The 16698-nt window shown below is 65.4% G+C and carries 17 protein-coding genes; 3 read left to right on the top strand and 14 right to left on the bottom strand.

What is annotated here, in order from left to right; all coding sequences use genetic code 11:
• From QMZ26_RS09275 to QMZ26_RS09265, 3 genes are all read left to right on the top strand, one after another.
• On the top strand, positions 1–1203 hold the full coding sequence (locus QMZ26_RS09275; RefSeq protein WP_200732570.1) for an amino acid aminotransferase: 1203 nt from the start codon (positions 1–3) through the stop codon (positions 1201–1203).
• Between the two features lie 339 nt (positions 1204–1542).
• Positions 1543–2559, top strand: coding sequence for a class 1 fructose-bisphosphatase (locus tag QMZ26_RS09270; RefSeq protein WP_079224491.1), 1017 nt, complete (start codon positions 1543–1545; stop codon positions 2557–2559).
• Between the two features lie 108 nt (positions 2560–2667).
• Complete coding sequence (locus QMZ26_RS09265; protein ID WP_079224489.1) at positions 2668–3375, top strand: 2OG-Fe(II) oxygenase; 708 nt, start codon at positions 2668–2670, stop codon at positions 3373–3375.
• 189 nt (positions 3376–3564) lie between these two features.
• Here the strand turns inward: QMZ26_RS09265 and QMZ26_RS09260 are convergent, their stop codons facing one another.
• The 14 genes from QMZ26_RS09260 to gyrB all read right to left on the bottom strand — a co-directional run bounded on the left by QMZ26_RS09260 (position 3565) and on the right by gyrB (position 16644).
• Entirely contained in the window at positions 3565–3876 is a 312-nt protein-coding gene (locus QMZ26_RS09260) for a hypothetical protein (protein ID WP_283221268.1), read from the bottom strand.
• Between the two features lie 111 nt (positions 3877–3987).
• Positions 3988–4350, bottom strand: a complete 363-nt coding sequence (locus QMZ26_RS09255; protein ID WP_283221267.1) for a hypothetical protein — start codon at positions 4348–4350, stop codon at positions 3988–3990.
• Between the two features lie 160 nt (positions 4351–4510).
• Positions 4511–5623 carry a PA0069 family radical SAM protein gene (locus QMZ26_RS09250; protein WP_283221266.1) on the bottom strand — a complete coding sequence of 371 codons (1113 nt, stop codon included), beginning with the start codon at positions 5621–5623 and terminating at the stop codon, positions 4511–4513.
• Positions 5624–5871: 248 nt separating this feature from the next.
• The gene (locus QMZ26_RS09245; RefSeq protein ID WP_079224469.1) at positions 5872–6615 is read right to left on the bottom strand and encodes a pyridoxine 5'-phosphate synthase; all 744 of its coding nucleotides are present in this window, start codon (positions 6613–6615) and stop codon (positions 5872–5874) included.
• A 9-nt stretch (positions 6616–6624) separates the two neighbouring features.
• The gene (locus QMZ26_RS09240) at positions 6625–6885 is read right to left on the bottom strand and encodes a hypothetical protein (protein WP_200732565.1); all 261 of its coding nucleotides are present in this window, start codon (positions 6883–6885) and stop codon (positions 6625–6627) included.
• Between the two features lie 41 nt (positions 6886–6926).
• Entirely contained in the window at positions 6927–8387 is a 1461-nt protein-coding gene (cls, locus tag QMZ26_RS09235; RefSeq protein WP_283221265.1) for a cardiolipin synthase, read from the bottom strand.
• A gap of 121 nt (positions 8388–8508) precedes the next feature.
• Positions 8509–8922 carry a biopolymer transporter ExbD gene (locus tag QMZ26_RS09230; protein WP_283221264.1) on the bottom strand — a complete coding sequence of 138 codons (414 nt, stop codon included), beginning with the start codon at positions 8920–8922 and terminating at the stop codon, positions 8509–8511.
• Between the two features lie 3 nt (positions 8923–8925).
• Positions 8926–9351 carry a biopolymer transporter ExbD gene (locus tag QMZ26_RS09225; RefSeq protein ID WP_079224462.1) on the bottom strand — a complete coding sequence of 142 codons (426 nt, stop codon included), beginning with the start codon at positions 9349–9351 and terminating at the stop codon, positions 8926–8928.
• A 59-nt stretch (positions 9352–9410) separates the two neighbouring features.
• Positions 9411–10172, bottom strand: a complete 762-nt coding sequence (gene exbB / locus QMZ26_RS09220) for a TonB-system energizer ExbB (protein WP_079224460.1) — start codon at positions 10170–10172, stop codon at positions 9411–9413.
• Positions 10173–10264: 92 nt separating this feature from the next.
• Positions 10265–10822 (bottom strand): energy transducer TonB, encoded by a 558-nt coding sequence (locus QMZ26_RS09215; RefSeq protein WP_174208710.1) that lies wholly within the window; start codon positions 10820–10822, stop codon positions 10265–10267.
• Between the two features lie 254 nt (positions 10823–11076).
• A complete protein-coding gene (locus QMZ26_RS09210; protein WP_200732563.1) occupies positions 11077–12264 on the bottom strand; it encodes a tetratricopeptide repeat protein in 1188 nt (395 codons plus the stop codon).
• Between the two features lie 131 nt (positions 12265–12395).
• A complete protein-coding gene (locus tag QMZ26_RS09205; protein WP_079224454.1) occupies positions 12396–13202 on the bottom strand; it encodes a M48 family metallopeptidase in 807 nt (268 codons plus the stop codon).
• 69 nt (positions 13203–13271) lie between these two features.
• Positions 13272–14117: a CPBP family intramembrane glutamic endopeptidase gene (locus QMZ26_RS09200; protein WP_283221263.1), complete on the bottom strand. Its 846-nt coding sequence runs from the start codon at positions 14115–14117 to the stop codon at positions 13272–13274.
• A 67-nt stretch (positions 14118–14184) separates the two neighbouring features.
• Entirely contained in the window at positions 14185–16644 is a 2460-nt protein-coding gene (gene gyrB / locus QMZ26_RS09195; RefSeq protein WP_283221262.1) for a DNA topoisomerase (ATP-hydrolyzing) subunit B, read from the bottom strand.
• Positions 16645–16698 lie beyond the last annotated feature (54 nt).

Raw genomic sequence — 16698 nt, 5'->3', positions numbered from 1 at the left:
GTGTCCTTCTTTGCAAACGTGGAACTGGTCCCGGGCGACCCGATCCTGGGCCTGACCGAGGCGTACAACGCCGACAGCCGCCCGACCAAGGTCAACCTGGGTGTGGGCATCTACTACGACGAGAGCGGCCGCATTCCGCTGCTTCGCGCCGTCAAGCAGATCGAGCAGCAGCTCGCCACCGAAGCCAAACCGCGTGGCTACCTGCCGATCGACGGCCTGCCTGCCTATACGCAGGCGACCCGTGAGCTGGTGTTCGGCAAGGACTCGCCGCTGCTGGCCGCCGGCCGCGTCACCACCGCACAGACCGTCGGTGGCAGCGGTGCACTGCGCGTCGGCGCCGACGTGCTGAAGAAGCTGCTGCCGCACGCCACCATCGCCATCAGCAACCCGAGCTGGGAAAACCACCGCGCCGTGTTCGGTGCCGCTGGTTTCGACGTGGTCGAGTACACCTACTTCGACGCCGCCACCCATGGCGTGGATTTCGACGGCATGCTGGCCGATCTGCAGAAACTGCAGGCCGGCACCGTGGTGCTGCTGCACGCCTGCTGCCACAACCCCACCGGCGCCGACCTCACCGTCAGCCAGTGGAAGCAGGTGGCCGAAGTCCTGAAGGACAAGCAGCTGTTCCCCTTCATCGACATGGCCTACCAGGGCTTCGACAAGGGCATCGAGCAGGATGGCGCCGCCGTGCGCATCATCGCCGAAGCCGGTATCGACAGCTTCATCGTCGCCAACTCGTACTCCAAGTCGTTCTCGCTGTATGGCGAACGCGTGGGTGCGCTGTCGATGGTCGCCCCGACCGCCGCCGATGCGAAGGCCGTGCAGTCGCAGGTCAAGCGCGTGATCCGCACGATCTACTCCAGCCCGTCCACCCACGGTGCCGCGCTGGTGGCCGGCGTGCTGACCAACCCGGACCTGCGCGCGATGTGGGAGCAGGAACTGACCGAGATGCGCGAGCGCATCCACGCCCTGCGCCAGGGCCTGGTCGAAAAGCTCGCCGCCGCCGGTGCCCCGCAGTTCGCCTTCATCAACGAACAGGCGGGCATGTTCTCCTACTCCGGCCTGAGCCGTGAGCAGGTCGACCGCCTGCGCGACGAGTTCGGCATCTACGCCGTCGGCACCGGCCGCATCTGCGTGGCCGCGCTCAACCAGAACAACCTGGAATACGTCGCCAAAGCCGTGGCCACCGTCGCCAAGGGCTGAAGCAACGCAGCACACGCTTGAAAACAAAGGCGCCGAAAGGCGCCTTTGTTTTTGCTCTGCGTTTGTCTTTGCCACACCCTCCGCGCTCGCGGCGAACCCTGAAGCGCGCGGGAGGGGGAGGCTGCGCGGGACCGCAGGCGCCATGGATGGCGCCTACGAGCCCCCATCGATGGGTTTACGGCGTGTCCTGGCCACGGTGTGCCTCGCCCTGCGCCTCCATGAAGGAAGGCGCCACGCAGCGCAACGCCCCTGTAAACGATTTCGCCTCAAACCAATCACGCACGCGCCGCGCACAGCAGCGACAATAGGCGTTTTCCCGCTGCCGAGACCTGCCCGCTCATGTCCCGTACTTCGTTGACCCGCTTCCTGATCCAGGAACAGCACGCCGGCCGCATCAACGCCGACCTGCGCCAGCTGATCGCCGTGGTCGCCCGCGCCTGCACCAGCATCTCCATCGCCGTCAGCAAGGGCGCCCTCGGCGGCGTACTCGGCGAAGCCGGCACCGGTAACGTGCAGGGCGAAGCACAGAAGAAGCTGGACGTCATCAGCAACGAGATCCTGCTGGAAGCCAACGCCTGGGGCGGCCACCTCGCCGCCTGCGCATCGGAAGAGATGGACCACAGCCAGCCGGTGCCGGACATCTACCCGCGCGGTGATTTCCTGCTGCTGTTCGATCCCCTCGATGGCAGCTCCAACATCGACGTCAACGTCTCCGTCGGCACCATCTTCTCGGTGCTGCGCTGCCCGACCAACGTCGAACTGCCGGGCGATGAAGCGTTCCTGCAGCCGGGCAGCAGGCAGATTGCCGCCGGCTACTGCATCTACGGGCCCAGCACCCAGCTGGTGCTCAGCGTCGGCCACGGCACCCACGCCTTCACCCTGGACCGCGAGACCGGCGAGTTCGTGCTGACCACCGAGAACATGCAGATTCCGGCGGCCACCCAGGAGTTCGCCATCAACATGTCCAACCAGCGCCACTGGGAAGCCCCGATGCAGGGCTACGTGCAGGACCTGCTGGCCGGCAAGGAAGGCGCGCGCGGCAAGAACTTCAACATGCGCTGGATCGCCAGCATGGTCGCCGACGTGCATCGCATCCTCACCCGCGGTGGCATCTTCATCTACCCGTGGGACAAGAAGGAACCGGACAAGGCCGGCAAGCTGCGCCTGATGTACGAAGCCAACCCGATGGGCCTGCTGGTCGAGCAGGCCGGCGGTGCCGCCTCGACCGGTCGCGAGCGCATCCTCGACATGCAGCCCAACCACCTGCACCAGCGCGTGCCGGTGTTCCTCGGCTCGCGCGAGGAAGTGGCCGAAGCGGTGCGTTATCACCAGGAGCATGACGCGAAGACCGTTTGAAGGCGGCCATCCCTACAGCGGTCATGGCAGTACGATGACATGACCGCGGGGTGACAGCAGCGGCGGCAAACGGCACCATCAAGCCCTTGCCGCCGAAGGATTGCACGCATGCACGAGCCGGGCCCGGTCGATTTCATCGAAGTCATCCACAACGCCGTCCCCAGTGACGTCTGCGCCGCCATCGTCGCCCGCATGCGCGGCAGCCAGGGCCTGAAACCCGGTGCAGTAGGCAGTGGCGTATTCCCCGAACTCAAGCACAGCAAGGATCTGCGCATCAGCGGGCTGGATGCCTGGCGCGACGTGGACAACGCGCTGCAACAGGCGGTTTTCGCCGGGCTGCAGACTTATCTACGTCGTTATCCACAGGCACTGATCGCACCGTTGATGTTGCAGATCCAGGACAGCAACGGCCAGCCGCGCCGACTGTCAGCCGAGGATTTCCCCGACATGGCACCGGAGCAGCTGGCCGAGCTCGCCCGCACCTGCCTGCGCCCCGGCGCCATCAACCTGCAGTGGTACGCGGCGGGCGAGGGCGGTTACCCGTACTGGCACTGCGAGCTGTACCCGAAGGATGCGCAGGCGGAAACGCTGCACCGGCATGTGTTGTGGACGCTGTACCTCAACGACGACTTTGAAGAGGGCGAGACCGAGTTCCTGTTCCAGGGCCGCAAGATCGCACCGCGCACCGGCAGCCTGCTGATCGCACCGACCGCGTTCACCCACACCCATCGCGGCAACCGGCCGCAGGGCGGCGACAAGTTCATCGCCACCAGCTGGATCCTGTTCCAGAGCGCGCAGAAGTTGTTCGGCGGGTGAGGCCGGACCTGCTCGACGCTACCGTGGGCGGCGGCGATAGAGAGTCATGCCCGCCACTGCACCGAACAACGCGATGCCAAGCCAGTAGATGTTCTTCATGTCATGTGCGCATGGGTTCGGATACATCGACTTGAACCAGTGGGCGTATCTGTTCCGCATCCATGATAGGTACAGATTGATACCGCTCAGCTATCCGGCGGGTCCAAAGGACCCCCAGAGACTGTCGTTGCTTCCTTGCCAAGCATTGAGCTTCTCGACAGGGATTTCCTTGAGTTGACAGGTGAACTGGAGATGGAAGGAACGGTCTTCTTTTCGATAGCTGTTCCACCCGACAGCCGTCACTTTGACTTCAATCCGACTATCGCCCTTGTGCGGCTGATGTAGTTCGACGTCCGCTGAATCGGACAGCCAGTAGTCTCCCTTGTACGCGAAGCCCGCGCTGCCACTTGTGAGACGTGCATCCACTACCTCTGGCGTCCCTTCCGGCGGAGATCTGCTCATGGGGCCCTCATTTCATCGCCCTCCGCGTGAGTTGTTCGGGGGGTGGCGTGTTCGTAGTGTCGAGCTTGCTCGACGGCTCTTTGTCGCGCGCTCAGTCGAGCAAGCTCGACTCTACAGGGCCAGCGCTACGCCCACGGCGATCAGCACGATCACCAGAACGGGTACTACGTAGCGCAGCAGCATGCGGTTGAGGCGCTCGGCCGATCGATCGTCGTCCTGCACGCGCTGCAGCAGCGTCTGCCGGTCCAGGTAGCAGCGGTCGGTCGCCACGACCTCGACCAGGCCGTCGTCGATCATGTCGTACAGCACCTCTTCCAGCTCCACATCGAATGCGGCCAACGGAATCGAGGTCGCCTGCGAAAACGCCTGCCGCTGCTCGAAGTACTCCAGCACCTGGCGATGCTGCGCCTGCATCCAAGGATGGGTGTTGGCAGCGGAGGCGGCGATCGCCGCGGCAAGTACACCATCGTTCACGGACATCTCCTGTCCGGCCCTTCATGGGCCTCGCCCCGATTCTTGGCCGAAGCGGGGCGCCACGTCCACCCAGTCGCGGTGAGCGCGCTCGACTGCCTCCGCCCCGTAGAGTCGAGCTTGCTCGACTGCCTTCAACATCCGTCGAGCAAGCTCGACTCTTCTAGAACAACGACCCCTGTGGCGATTCCTTCCGCGGCGGCAACGGCTTCTGGAAGCGGCTGCAATCCAGTTTCGGCCAATGGCTGTTCTGCGCGTTGAACCCAAGACGCTTTCGCGCCAGCTTGAAGCGGTTGTTCAACAGATCCGCATATACGCCCTGGCCGCGCATGCGCGTGCCGAACTGGCTGTCGTAGTCCTTGCCGCCACGCAGCTGCTGGATGGTGCTCATCACGTGCGCGGCGCGATCGGGATGATGTGTGTCCAGCCAGTCGCGGAACAGCGGGGCCACTTCCAGCGGCAGGCGCAGCAGCACGTAACCGGCGGTGCTGGCGCCGGCATCATGCGCGGCTTCCAGCACGGCCTCCAGCTCGCTGTCGTTGATCCACGGAATGACCGGCGCCACCATCACGCCCACCGGGATGCCTGCCTCGTGCAGGCGCTTCATCGCGCGCAGCCGGGCGTGAGGTGCCGACGCGCGCGGTTCCAGCTTCGCCGACAGGTGCGGGTCCAGCGAGGTCACCGAGAAGTGCACGCTGACCAGGTTCTCTGCGGCCAGCGGTGCCAGCAGATCGATATCGCGCTCCACCAGCGCATTCTTGGTGATGAGCGAGAACGGATGCCTGGTCTCCAGCATCACTTCGATCAGCTGGCGGGTCAGCTTGAGCTTTCGCTCGATCGGCTGGTAGGCATCGGTGTTGATGCCCAGTGCAATCGGCTGTGGCACATAGCCGGGCTTTGACAGTTCCTTGCGCAGCAGTTGCGGTGCGTTGGTCTTGGCGAACAGCTTGGTCTCGAAGTCCAGGCCCGGCGACAGGTTCAGATAGGCGTGCGAAGGCCGGGCGAAGCAGTATGAGCAGCCATGCTCGCAGCCGCGGTAGGGATTCACCGACTGGCTGAAACCCACGTCCGGGGAGGTGTTGCGGCTGATGATGCTGCGCGCGGTCTCGGCGCGCACTTCGGTGCGCAGGCGCGGGGCAAGGAATTCTTCGCTTTCGTCGATGGCCCAGCCGTCGTCGACGGCTTCACTCACCGTGCTTTCGAAGCGCCCCGCGAGGTGGGAGGTGGAACCCCGGCCCTTGATGGCGGCCTGGGCGTTGCGAGGGTGGGGTTGCATGGCGCCCTCCGGCCGTTGCAGAGACGTTAGTATTATTGCTAACCACAGGCGGCGCAAGCGGCCAGGATTCACGTAGCTGTAGGCGTTGCGGTGGATGTGAGCGCTCGTCGACCCCCAGGCTTATCCACAGGTTCCACGGGGTCACGCAGGCGCCATCGCCGCAGCAGGCCGACAGGATGGGCCACGGGGGTCTCAGCAGCTGCGATGGGGAACGGCCGGTAGCGCCGGGGCATGCCCGGCGCCGGCGACTACAGCAGGGCGAGGTAGCCGCGCACGGTGGTATCGAGCCCGTCGTACAGGGCCTCGCCGATCAGCGCGTGGCCGATCGACACCTCCAGCACCTCCGGCACCGCGGCCAGGAAGTCGCGCAGGTTGTCCTGCGAAAGATCGTGGCCGGCATTCACGCCCAGCCCGACCGCCTGTGCACGCCGCGCGGCGGTGGCGAACAGCTCCAGCATCGCAGTGGCATCGCCGGCCGCATGCGCTTCGGCATAGGGGCCGGTGTACAGCTCGATGCGGTCGGCACCCACGGCAGCAGCCTGTTCCAGCAACGGGTTGCCGGCATCCACGAACAGGCTGACGCGGCAGCCCATCGCCTTCAGCTCGGCCACCAGCGGACGCAGGCGCTCGCCATCGCGCTCGAAGTCGAAGCCATGGTCCGAGGTGATCTGGCCGTCGCCATCGGGCACCAGGGTGGCCTGTGCCGGACGGGTCTGCGCGCACAGCGGCAGCAGGCCCGGATAGCCTTCGCGCGGCGGGGCGAACGGATTGCCTTCGATGTTGAACTCGACACCACGGGCGCGGGTCAGCGTCGAAAGCGACAGCACGTCCTCGGCAGTGATGTGGCGACGGTCCGGCCTCGGGTGCACGGTGATGCCGTGGGCGCCCGCGTCCAGGCACGCCTGGGCGGCACGCACGACATCGGGTTCGGCACCGCCACGCGAGTTGCGCAGGACGGCGATCTTGTTGACGTTGACGCTGAGCTGGGTCATGGAACGGGACTACGGGGCAGAAGGGGGTGGGGGAGTGCCGTCATGGGCCTGCGCCCGGGCCTGCTCGCGCAGGCGCCGCAGTTCCTCGGCATCGATCAGGGTGGACGGGTCGCGCTGCAGGTCGCCGAAGCGGGCCACGTAGCGGCCGCGCACCCACGCCAGCAGAAGGCCGAGGGCGGCCAGCAGGGCCAGCGACATCAGGCCCATGTTCGGGGTTTTCAGCGCGAAGGCGAAGCAGCCCAGCGCCAGCAGCAGGTACAACCAGTACATGTTCCATCCTCCCCAGGCATCGGCCGCAGTGTAGCGCTGCCTTACAGCAGCGGCGAGGCCAGGCGGGCGAAGGCCTCCGGCAGGCGGTGCAGCCACAGCGAGCGCCCGGCCTCATCATGCACCCGCGTGGCGCTGTCGAACTCGGCCTGCAGCAGGGTGGCCAGCTCCGCCACGCGGTCCTGGTCGCTGATCATCATCGACAGCTCGAAGTTCAGCCGGAAGCTGCGGTGGTCGAAGTTGGCGCTGCCGACAATGCAGACATCGTCGTCGGCGATGAACGCCTTGGTGTGCAACATGCGCGGGCCGTACTCGTAGATCTTCACCCCGGCGTGCAGCAGTTCGTCGAAGTAGGAACGCGCGGCCTGGGTCACGAACCAGGAATCGCTCATCTTCGGCACCAGCAGGCGCACGTCCAGGCCGCCCAGCGCCGCCGAGGTCAACGCCATGCGCGCCGCCTCGCCAGGCACGAAGTAGGGCGTCACCAGCCAGACCCGTTCGTTGGCTTCCTGGATGGCCGCCACGTGCAGGCGGTGGATGGTTTCCCAGCCCGAATCCGGGCCGGACACCAGCACCTGCGCATCAATGTTGCCGTCGCCGCGCAGCGGCATGTCGGCCGGCCACAGGCGTGCGATGTCGAAGCGCGAAGGCTCCTGGCCGCTGGCGTAGAGCCAGTCTTCGGCGAACACCAGCTGCAGGCTGCGCACCACGTGGCCACGGATGCGCATGTGCAGGTCGCGGTAGGCGTTGGGGTTGCGGCTCTCGTCTTCCTCGTCGGTGATGTTGATGCCGCCGGTGAAGGCAAGCTGGCCATCGATGATCACCAGTTTGCGGTGCGTGCGCAGGTTCAACCATGGGCGCTTGAAGGGTTTCAGCAGCTGCCGCGGATGGAACCACACGGCTTCGCCACCGGCCTCCAGCAGCGGCTGCAGGAAGCGCGCCGGCAGCGCCGAGGAACCCACCGCATCAAGCAGCAGGCGCACCTGCACGCCGGCGCGGGCGCGCTCGACCAGGGCATCGCGCAGGGCGGTGCCGGCGTGGTCCGGGTTGAAGATGTAGTACTCCAGGTGCACGTGGTCGCGCGCCCCGGCGATGGCCTCGATGAGGGCGGCATAGGTCGCCGCGCCATCCACCAGCCAGGTCACTTCGGTGGCACTGCTCGGCGCCAGGCCGGTGGTGGCCTGGGCGACCTTGGCCAGCTCGGTGCAGCCGGCATCGGGCGGGCAGACATCGCTGTAGTGCTCCATGCCCGAGCGCGCGCGGCCACGGCGCAGGCGCTGCCGCTTCACTTTCTGCGGGCCCAGCAGGTAGTAGATGAAAAGGCCGAGGTAGGGCAGCAGCGCCAGCGACAGGATCCAGCTGAGCGTGGCCACCGGCTCGCGCTTCTGCAGCATGATCCAGCCGGTCAGCGCGAGCAGGTAAAGCAGATAGGCCACCGCCAGGATCGTTCCCAGGTGGGCAATGCCATCGAGCCAGAGGCGCAGCGAATCGAAGAGGGCGAGCATGCGCCGATCATAGCGGGCGCGGGCGTGCTGATGGGGTCACGTCGCCGGGCACAAAAAAGACGCCCCTGTTTCCAGGGGCGTCTGCAGTCGCGTCATGACTGTTGTGCTGCGGTATTGCGTATTACTGCTGCACGAAGCCGATCTTCTTCATCTGAGCATTCTTCGCGGCGGCCAGAACCTTGGCCATCACGTCGTACTCGGAATCCGGGCTCGCGTCGATGCGCAGTTCAGGCTGGTTGGTCGGGTCACGCTGGACCTCCTGTTCCATCCGCTGCTGCAGATCGTGCGTAGCGATCGGGCTGTTGTTCCACGAGACCTGGTTGCTGGCGTCGATCTTGAGTTCGATCGGCGGCGGCGGTTCGACCAGCTGCGGCGGTGGGTTGAGCACACGCTGCGGCAGGTCCACGGCGATCGGGTACGTCATGATCGGCGCGGTCACGATGAAGATGATCAGCAGAACCAGCATCACGTCCACGAGGGGCGTGACGTTGATGTCGGCCATGGGGCCCTTGCCACCACCACTACTGAATGCCATGGCTTATTGCCCCTTCTCTTTGGTCGCGACGAAGCCGACGTCCAGCATGCCCTGCTCCTGCGCGACCTTGGTCAGGTCGTTGATGACGCGCATCTTGGTGGTGCGGTCACCACGCAGGTTCAGCGGCGGCTGCGGGGTCTGCTGGGCGGCGGTCGCCAAGCGCGACTCGAGAGTCTGCTTGTTGATTTCTTCGTCGTTCCAGTAGATCGAGCCATCTTCCTTGACTGCCAGGGTGATGGGACCCTTGCGATCGTTGGTGTCGTCCGGCTTCTGGACCAGGTTGGCCTCCGGCAGATCCACCTTGACCTTGTGGGACATCAGGGGCGCCGTGATGATGAAGATGATCAGCAGCACCAGCATCACGTCCACGAGGGGCGTCACGTTGATGTCGGCCATGGGGCCGCCGCTGTTACCACTACTGAAAGCCATAACGGGCTCCGTCTAGATCTTGGTGACTACGTCGTTCGTCGCAGGGTGGCGCGCCGCAATCAGCGGACGCGCGAACCGGTGGCGAAGAAGTCGTGCAGGTCGTGCGCGAAGGTATCGAACTTGCTGATGGTCGCGCTGTTGACCTTGCTGAAGAAGTTGAAGGCGAACACGGCCGGGATTGCGACGAACAGACCGATGGCGGTCATGATCAGCGCTTCACCCACCGGGCCTGCAACGGCGTCGATCGAAGCGGAGCCGGTGGCACCGATCTTGATCAGCGCGCCGTAGATGCCCCACACGGTACCCAGCAGACCGACGAACGGAGCGGTTGCACCGACGGTGGCCAGCAGGGTCATGCCCGACTGCAGCTTGTTGCTTTCGCGGGTCACGGCCTGACGCAGGGCGCGGTCGACGAACTCCGAACGGCTCAGGTTCTCACCCAGACCGCCGGTGGCGCCGCCTTCAGCGCGCTGGTGGTGGGCAGCAGCCTGGGCAGCGTCCAGGGCGATCTTGGAGAACGGCTCGGAAGCCGGCTGTTCTTCCATTGCACGGATGGCGTCCTGCGCGTTCGGGGTGTCCCAGAACAGGCTGACGACGCGATCGGCAGCGCTCTTCAGGCGGACCGAACGGAAGATGTTGATGACGGTCCAGTACCAGGACATGGCCGACATGACGATCAGGGTCAGCAGCACCACCCAGGAGACAGCGAAGTCACCCGGCTGGGTGGTCATCTCGTGGATCAGGTGCTCGAAGCCCATCTGCGACAGGGCGTTGGACGGATTGCCCCCGGCAGCAGCGGCGATGAAAAGTTCCTGCAGCATGACGCTTACCTTTGTTGTGTGTGGTGATAAAGGGTGTAGCTAAGCTAAACAATCGAACCGGAGGAGGGGTGGCCGGCGGCCACCCGCTCGCATCAGTTCAGTGCAAAGTTGACCGGGACGCGGACGCGGCCAGCAGCCTTCTTACCGCCAGATTCAGCGGCGTTGAAACGCCACTTGCGGGCAGCTTCCATCGCAGCACGGTCCAGGTCGCGGTTACGGCTGGACTTTTCCACCGTGACATTGGTGACGTTGCCCTGGGCATCGACATCAATGATCAGGATCACTTCACCCTGGATACCAGCGCGGAAAGCGGCCGGCGGGTAGCGCGGCGGATTCATGGCCTTCGACGAGATGTCCACGCTGGCCTCGATCGAGGTGGCGGGGGCAGGCGGCGCAGGCGGCGACGGCGGGGTGACGATGTCGTTCGGGCGCGGCTCCGGCACGTCGACGACCGGCGCCTGCGGCGGCGGCGGGACGGGCGACGGCTTCGGCGGCGACAGGTTCTTCACCGGCGGCGGCGGCGTTTCAGTCGGCGGCGGCGGCGGCGGCGGCGGCGGCGGAGGCGGCGGCGCGTCGACGATGGTCACCATGACGTTGCGCTCCTTCTCAGCCACGGCCTTGGGGGCCACAGCGGGGATCAGGAGCATCATGAAGGCGGCCAGATGCAGGGCGATTACAAACGCGATGCCGACGATGCGAGGCCAGCTCAGCCCCTTGTCATCGGGTTGTTCGTACCGGTGAACGACTAGTTGTTCCGTCATGCGCCAAGAGCTCAATAGTGGGGCCGGAATCCCGGGGGCGGGATCCCTGATCAGCGGTGCATGACACCGCAGGAACCTCCAAGCTTATACCAATCCTGAGCGCCTGCGCATCAACTGTGCAGGCGTTCAGGCGTTATTCCTACTTACTTCAGGTTGATGATTTTTTTGGCATCAGCCTGGTTCTTCACGCCCTTCGCCAGCGCTTGCTGGGCGGCCTGCTTGGCCTCCGGGACGCGACCTTCGGCATGCAGGACGCGTGCCAGGTTCAGGTAGGTCTCACCGTCCTTGGACAGCGGGGCAGCCTTCTGCCACGCATCGATCGCCTGCGGCACCTGGTCGGAATAGTAGTAGGACTGGGCCAGCGCCAGGTAAACCTGGTAGTCCGGCTTCAGGATGCCCTTCTGCATTCCTTCGTTGATGACCGCGATGACGTCCTTTTCCTTGTTCTCGGTGTTGGCATAGATCGAGTACAGCTGCTTGTACTCGCGCTCTTCGGTGAGCTGGCCGCTGCTGCGCAGCTTGTCCATCACCGCGGCTGCCTTGGGCATCTGGTCGGCCTGCATGTACATGTTGGCCAGGTTCAGCTGCGCCTTCTTGTCGTTCGGGTTCTTGGCCGCCAGTGCTTCAGCGGTCTTCAGCGCCTCGCCGGTCTGGCCCGCTTCGGACAGCGCGGCCATCAGCAGCTGGTTCCAGTTGTCCTTCGGCTCGGTCGAGCCGGCGATGGCCTGCTGGATGACCGGGATGGCTTCCTGGTAGCGCTCCAGCTGGTACAGGGCCTGGCCCTTGGCGATCAGTTCTTCCGGCTTGGTCGACTTGCTCTCGGCGAAGTACTTGTCCAGCGTGACCAGGCCTTCGGCGGTCTGGTCTTCCTGCAGCTGCAGCTGGCCCAGCATCAGCATCGCCTGGAAGTGGCCGTTGTTGTCCAGGCCGTTGAGCTCCAGCGCCTGCTTCAGGTAGCGGATGGCGCCGGCGGTGTCGTCGGTCTGGTAGGCAGCCTGCGAAGCCAGCTGCGCAGCCAGCGACTTGTCGTAGTTGTTCGACGCGCTGTTGCCCAGGATCTCGCCTGCGACCTGCAGGGTCTCCGGGAACTTCTGGTCGTTGTAGTTGTCAATGAGCTTCTGCAGCTTGCTGCTCATCTTCGAGGACGCCTTTTCCTTCGGCTCCTCACGGGTGGCATTCGGGAACAGGACTTCGGCCTTGGCCTGCTTGCCACCGCGGTTGCCACGCTCGGACGACCGCGAGGACTGCGCGAAGGCATCGGTGACCACGGCGCCGGTCAGGGCGGTCGCGATGAGGACGGAAAGCACAGCTTTATGGTTGCGGAAAATCATCGTTCACCTCGATCGAACCGCCGTCAGCGGCAAAGTCGGACTGTCAGAAAAATCTGAGCCGCCAAACGTATCAGAAACAGATGGCGTGAGAAATCGTTTTATGTGCTGCAGTACAGCATTGATCTGCGCACTTACCCACACTTTGGCCGGCGTCCGGCGGCCTGGGCCTGCTGGTAGGCGGGCAGAAGGGAGGGGGCGTCACGTTGCAGTTCGCGGATCCGGTTGGCCGGGTCGGGGTGCGTGGACAGCCATTGCGGGCTGCGTCCGCCACTGGCCGCCATCATGTTCTGCCACAGATCGACCGCCTGCTCGGGGTTGAACCCGGCGTCGGCCATGAGCCGCTGACCGATCACATCGGCCTCTGATTCCTGGGTGCGCGAGCCCGGCAGCAGGAAGGCGGTCTGCGCGCCCATGCCCCCCAGCTGGTTCACGGTGCTGGCCGCGCCTTCGCCGTAGGCCGCGCCAGCCAGCGCGCCCAGCACGGACAAACCGGTCTGCGCCCCCATCTGCCGGGTGATGCGCTCTTCGTGGTGGCGGGCGATGACATGGCCGATTTCATGGCCGATCACGGCAGCCAGCTGGTCCTGGTTCTTGGCCACGGTGAAGATGCCGGTGTTCACCCCGACCTTGCCACCGGGCAGGGCGAAGGCGTTGGGTTCCTTGTCGACGAACACCGCCGTCTCCCACCGTACGCCACGGTATTGTGGGGGCAGCTGCGCAACCAGCGCATTGACCACGCACTGCACGTAACCGTTCTGGCGGCCATCGGTGCTGATCTTTTCCTTCTGCTTGGTTTCGGCGAACGCCTGGGCGCCCAGCTGATCGAGCTGGGCCTGCGACACGCCGCCGACCATCTGCCGTCGGCCGGTCGGTGAGGTGGTGGTCGCGCACGCACTCACCAGGGTGGTAATGAGCAGGGCGAGCAGCAGTGATTTCATGGAATCCCCCGTGTTCATGCAGGCAGTGTGGACTGGGCCCGCTTAATTTTTCGTCAAGCGGCCACGGCCTTACATTGACCCGAAGAACACCAGCGCGGCCAGCGCCACGGCGTTGTTCAGCCCGTGCGCGATGATCGCCGCCCACAGCGTGCCGGTGCGCCGGTACAACCAGCAGAATGCGGCGCCCATGCCGCCGTAGACCAGCCACAGCTGGGCGATCTCGGCCGGGCCGTTGGCGCTGGTGCCGGGAATCTCGTGGATGAGGGCGAAGGCCAGGCTGCTCAGCAGCATGCCCAGCCAGGGCCGGCCGGCCTGCCACAGGCGTCCAAACAGCACGCGGCGGAACAGCAGTTCTTCGTAGGCGGGCGCAAGCACCACCGCGAACAGCACCAGGAACAACGGGAAACGCTCGATGGCGTGCTGCATCAGCGCCAGGTTGGTCGGCACCGGTTCCACGCCGAGCTGCTTGGCCAGGAAGGCGATGCCGTTGCTGCCGATCACGATCAGCGTGGCCACCAGCAGGGTCCAGCCCCAGGTGGAAGGGCGCCGCAGCGCCTGCGCCGACGCCTGCCGTTCGGCCGCGTTGGCCGGCCGGCGCCAGAAGTACAGCAGAAGCGCGGCACCGCCGGTGGAGACCAGGGCCATCAGCACCTGTGCGAGCGCACCGGGCGTGCCCAGGGCTTCGGTCACGCTGGCCGGATCGATTCCAGCGCCGTTGTTCTTCGCGCTGGCGTAGCCGACCTGGATGCCGCGATACAGGCCCCACGCCAGGCCGCTGACCAGACTGAGGATGAACAGCGTGGCGGCGCCGATACCCAGGTCGATGAAGAACCCTGCCACGGGTGAACCGCGACGCGGCGCAGCGGTCGCTGGCGGAACAGGCGGCGGAGCGGAAACCGGGACGGAAGCGGACATCGATTACCTGCAGTCAGGGGGCGAAAGCCGGCGCGCATCCCCGCGCGCCGGCCACGGTCGAAGCGTGTCAGATATCCAGGTTGGCGACCTTCAACGCGTTGTCTTCGATGAAGTCACGACGCGGTTCGACGACATCGCCCATCAGGGTGCTGAAGATCTGGTCGGCTGCGACAGCGTCCTCGATCCGCACCTGCAGCAGGCGACGGGTATCGGGATTGACCGTGGTATCCCACAGCTGTTCCGGGTTCATTTCACCCAGGCCCTTGAAGCGCTGGATCTGGCGGCCGCGCTTTGCTTCTTCCAGCAGCCAGCTCTGCGCCTTGGCGAAGCTGTCCACTTCGACCGACTTGGCACCGCGGCCGATGGTGGCGCCTTCGCGCACCAGGCCGTGCAGCAGGCTGGCGGCCTGGTAGATGGCGCGCAGTTCGCCGCCTTCAAAGGCCGCCAGCGGCAGCACCTGCACGTGCTCCTCGCCCATGTGGCGCCGGGTCACCAGCACGGCGGCCGGACGCTCGTCGTTCGGTTCCTGCAGTTCCAGGCTGAAGCGCGCACTGCCCAGGCTGCCCTGGTTGAGGCGCTTGGCCAGTGCATCCAGGCCCTGGCCTTCGCCGGCATTGTGCAGGCTGGCCAGGTCCATCGGCACGAAATCGACCAGCGCTTCGAGCAGGTTGCGGTCGTAGCGGTGCGCGTTGCGTTCGATCGCATCACGTGCGCCGGCAAAGGTCAGCAGCAGCTTTTCCAGTGCGGCACCTTCGATGCCGGGTTCGCCTGCGGCCGGCACCAGCACCGCGTTCTCGACGGCGTTGCTGGCCAGGTAACTATCCAGCGCCGGGTCGTCCTTCAGGTACAGCTCCTGCTTGCCCTGCTTGATCTTGTACAGCGGCGGCAGGCCGATGTAGACGTAGCCGCGCTCGATCAGCTCCGGCATCTGACGGTAGAAGAACGTCAGCAGCAGGGTGCGGATGTGGGCGCCGTCGACGTCGGCGTCGGTCATGATGATGATCTTGTGGTAACGCAGCTTGTCCGGGTTGTACTCGTCGCGGCCGATGCCGGTACCCAGTGCAGTGATCAGCGTACCGACCTGGTCCGAGGCCAGCATACGGTCGAAGCGGGCACGTTCCACGTTGAGGATCTTGCCGCGCAGCGGCAGCACCGCCTGGTTCTTGCGGTTGCGGCCCTGCTTGGCCGAACCACCTGCCGAGTCACCCTCGACGATGAACAGTTCGGACAGTGCCGGATCCTTTTCCTGGCAGTCGGCCAGCTTGCCCGGCAGGCCGGCGATATCCAGCGCGCCCTTGCGGCGGGTCAGGTCGCGGGCCTTGCGCGCCGCTTCACGTGCACGCGCCGCGTCGACGATCTTGCCGGCGATGGCCTTGGCTTCGTTCGGGTTTTCCTGCAGGAATTCTTCCAGGCGCGCACCGAAGGCGTTTTCCACCGCCGGGCGCACGTCGGAGCTGACCAGCTTTTCCTTGGTCTGGCTGGAGAAGCTCGGGTCCGGCACCTTCACCGACAGCACCGCGATCATGCCTTCGCGCATGTCATCGCCGGTCAGGTTGATCTTGGCCTGCTTGGCGATGCCGTTCTGCTCGATGTAGTTGTTGAGCACGCGGGTCAGGGCGCCGCGGAAACCGGCCAGGTGGGTACCGCCATCCTTCTGCGGGATGTTGTTGGTGAAGCAGTACATCGTCTCCTGGTAGGAGTCGGTCCACTGCAGCGCCACGTCCACCACGATGTTGTTGTGTTCGCCGGTGACCGCGATGACGTTCGGGTGCAGCGGGGTCTTCAGCTGTGCCAGGTGCTCCACGAAACTGCGGATGCCGCCTTCGTAGTGGAAGTCGTCGCGACGGCCGTCGCCACGCTCATCGGCCAGCACGATCTTGACGCCGGAGTTGAGGAACGACAGTTCGCGCAGGCGACGGGCCAGGATGTCGTAGTGGAATTCCACGTTGTCATGGAAGGCCACGGTCGAGGGCCAGAAGCGCACGGTGGTGCCGCGCTTGGTGGTGTCTTCCAGCTTGGCCAGCGCCGTCACGGCGGCGCCGTTGCTGAATTCCTGCTGGTAGTGGGAGCCGTTCTGGAACACATCCACCAGCAGCTTCTGCGACAGCGCGTTGACCACGCTGACGCCCACGCCATGCAGGCCGCCGGACACCTTGTAGCTGTTGTCGTCGAACTTGCCGCCTGCGTGCAGCACGGTCATCACGACTTCGGCCGCCGAAACCTCGCGGCCCAGCTTGGCGCTCATCTGTTCGTGCTTGCCGGTCGGGATACCGCGGCCGTTGTCGGACACCGAGACCGAACCGTCAGCGTGGATCGTCACCGCGACATGGTCGGCGTGGCCGGCGAGGGCTTCGTCGATCGAGTTGTCGACGACCTCGAACACCATGTGGTGCAGACCGGTGCCGTCATGGACGTCACCGATGTACATGCCAGGACGCTTGCGGACAGCCTCGAGCCCTTCCAGGGCGGTGATGCTGTTGGCGTCGTAGTTGCCGTTGTTTGCCGGGGTGTTCTGTTCGTCGGTCATTGCGCTTGCCGTAGGCTCCGCAGATCGGTCACCGCACGAAGCGATGCGCCGGGT

The organism is Stenotrophomonas sp. PFBMAA-4 (genome assembly GCF_030053215.1).
GTDB lineage: Bacteria > Pseudomonadota > Gammaproteobacteria > Xanthomonadales > Xanthomonadaceae > Stenotrophomonas.
Note: the sequence above shows the minus strand (reverse complement) of the source record. Positions and strands in the feature narration are given on the sequence as shown.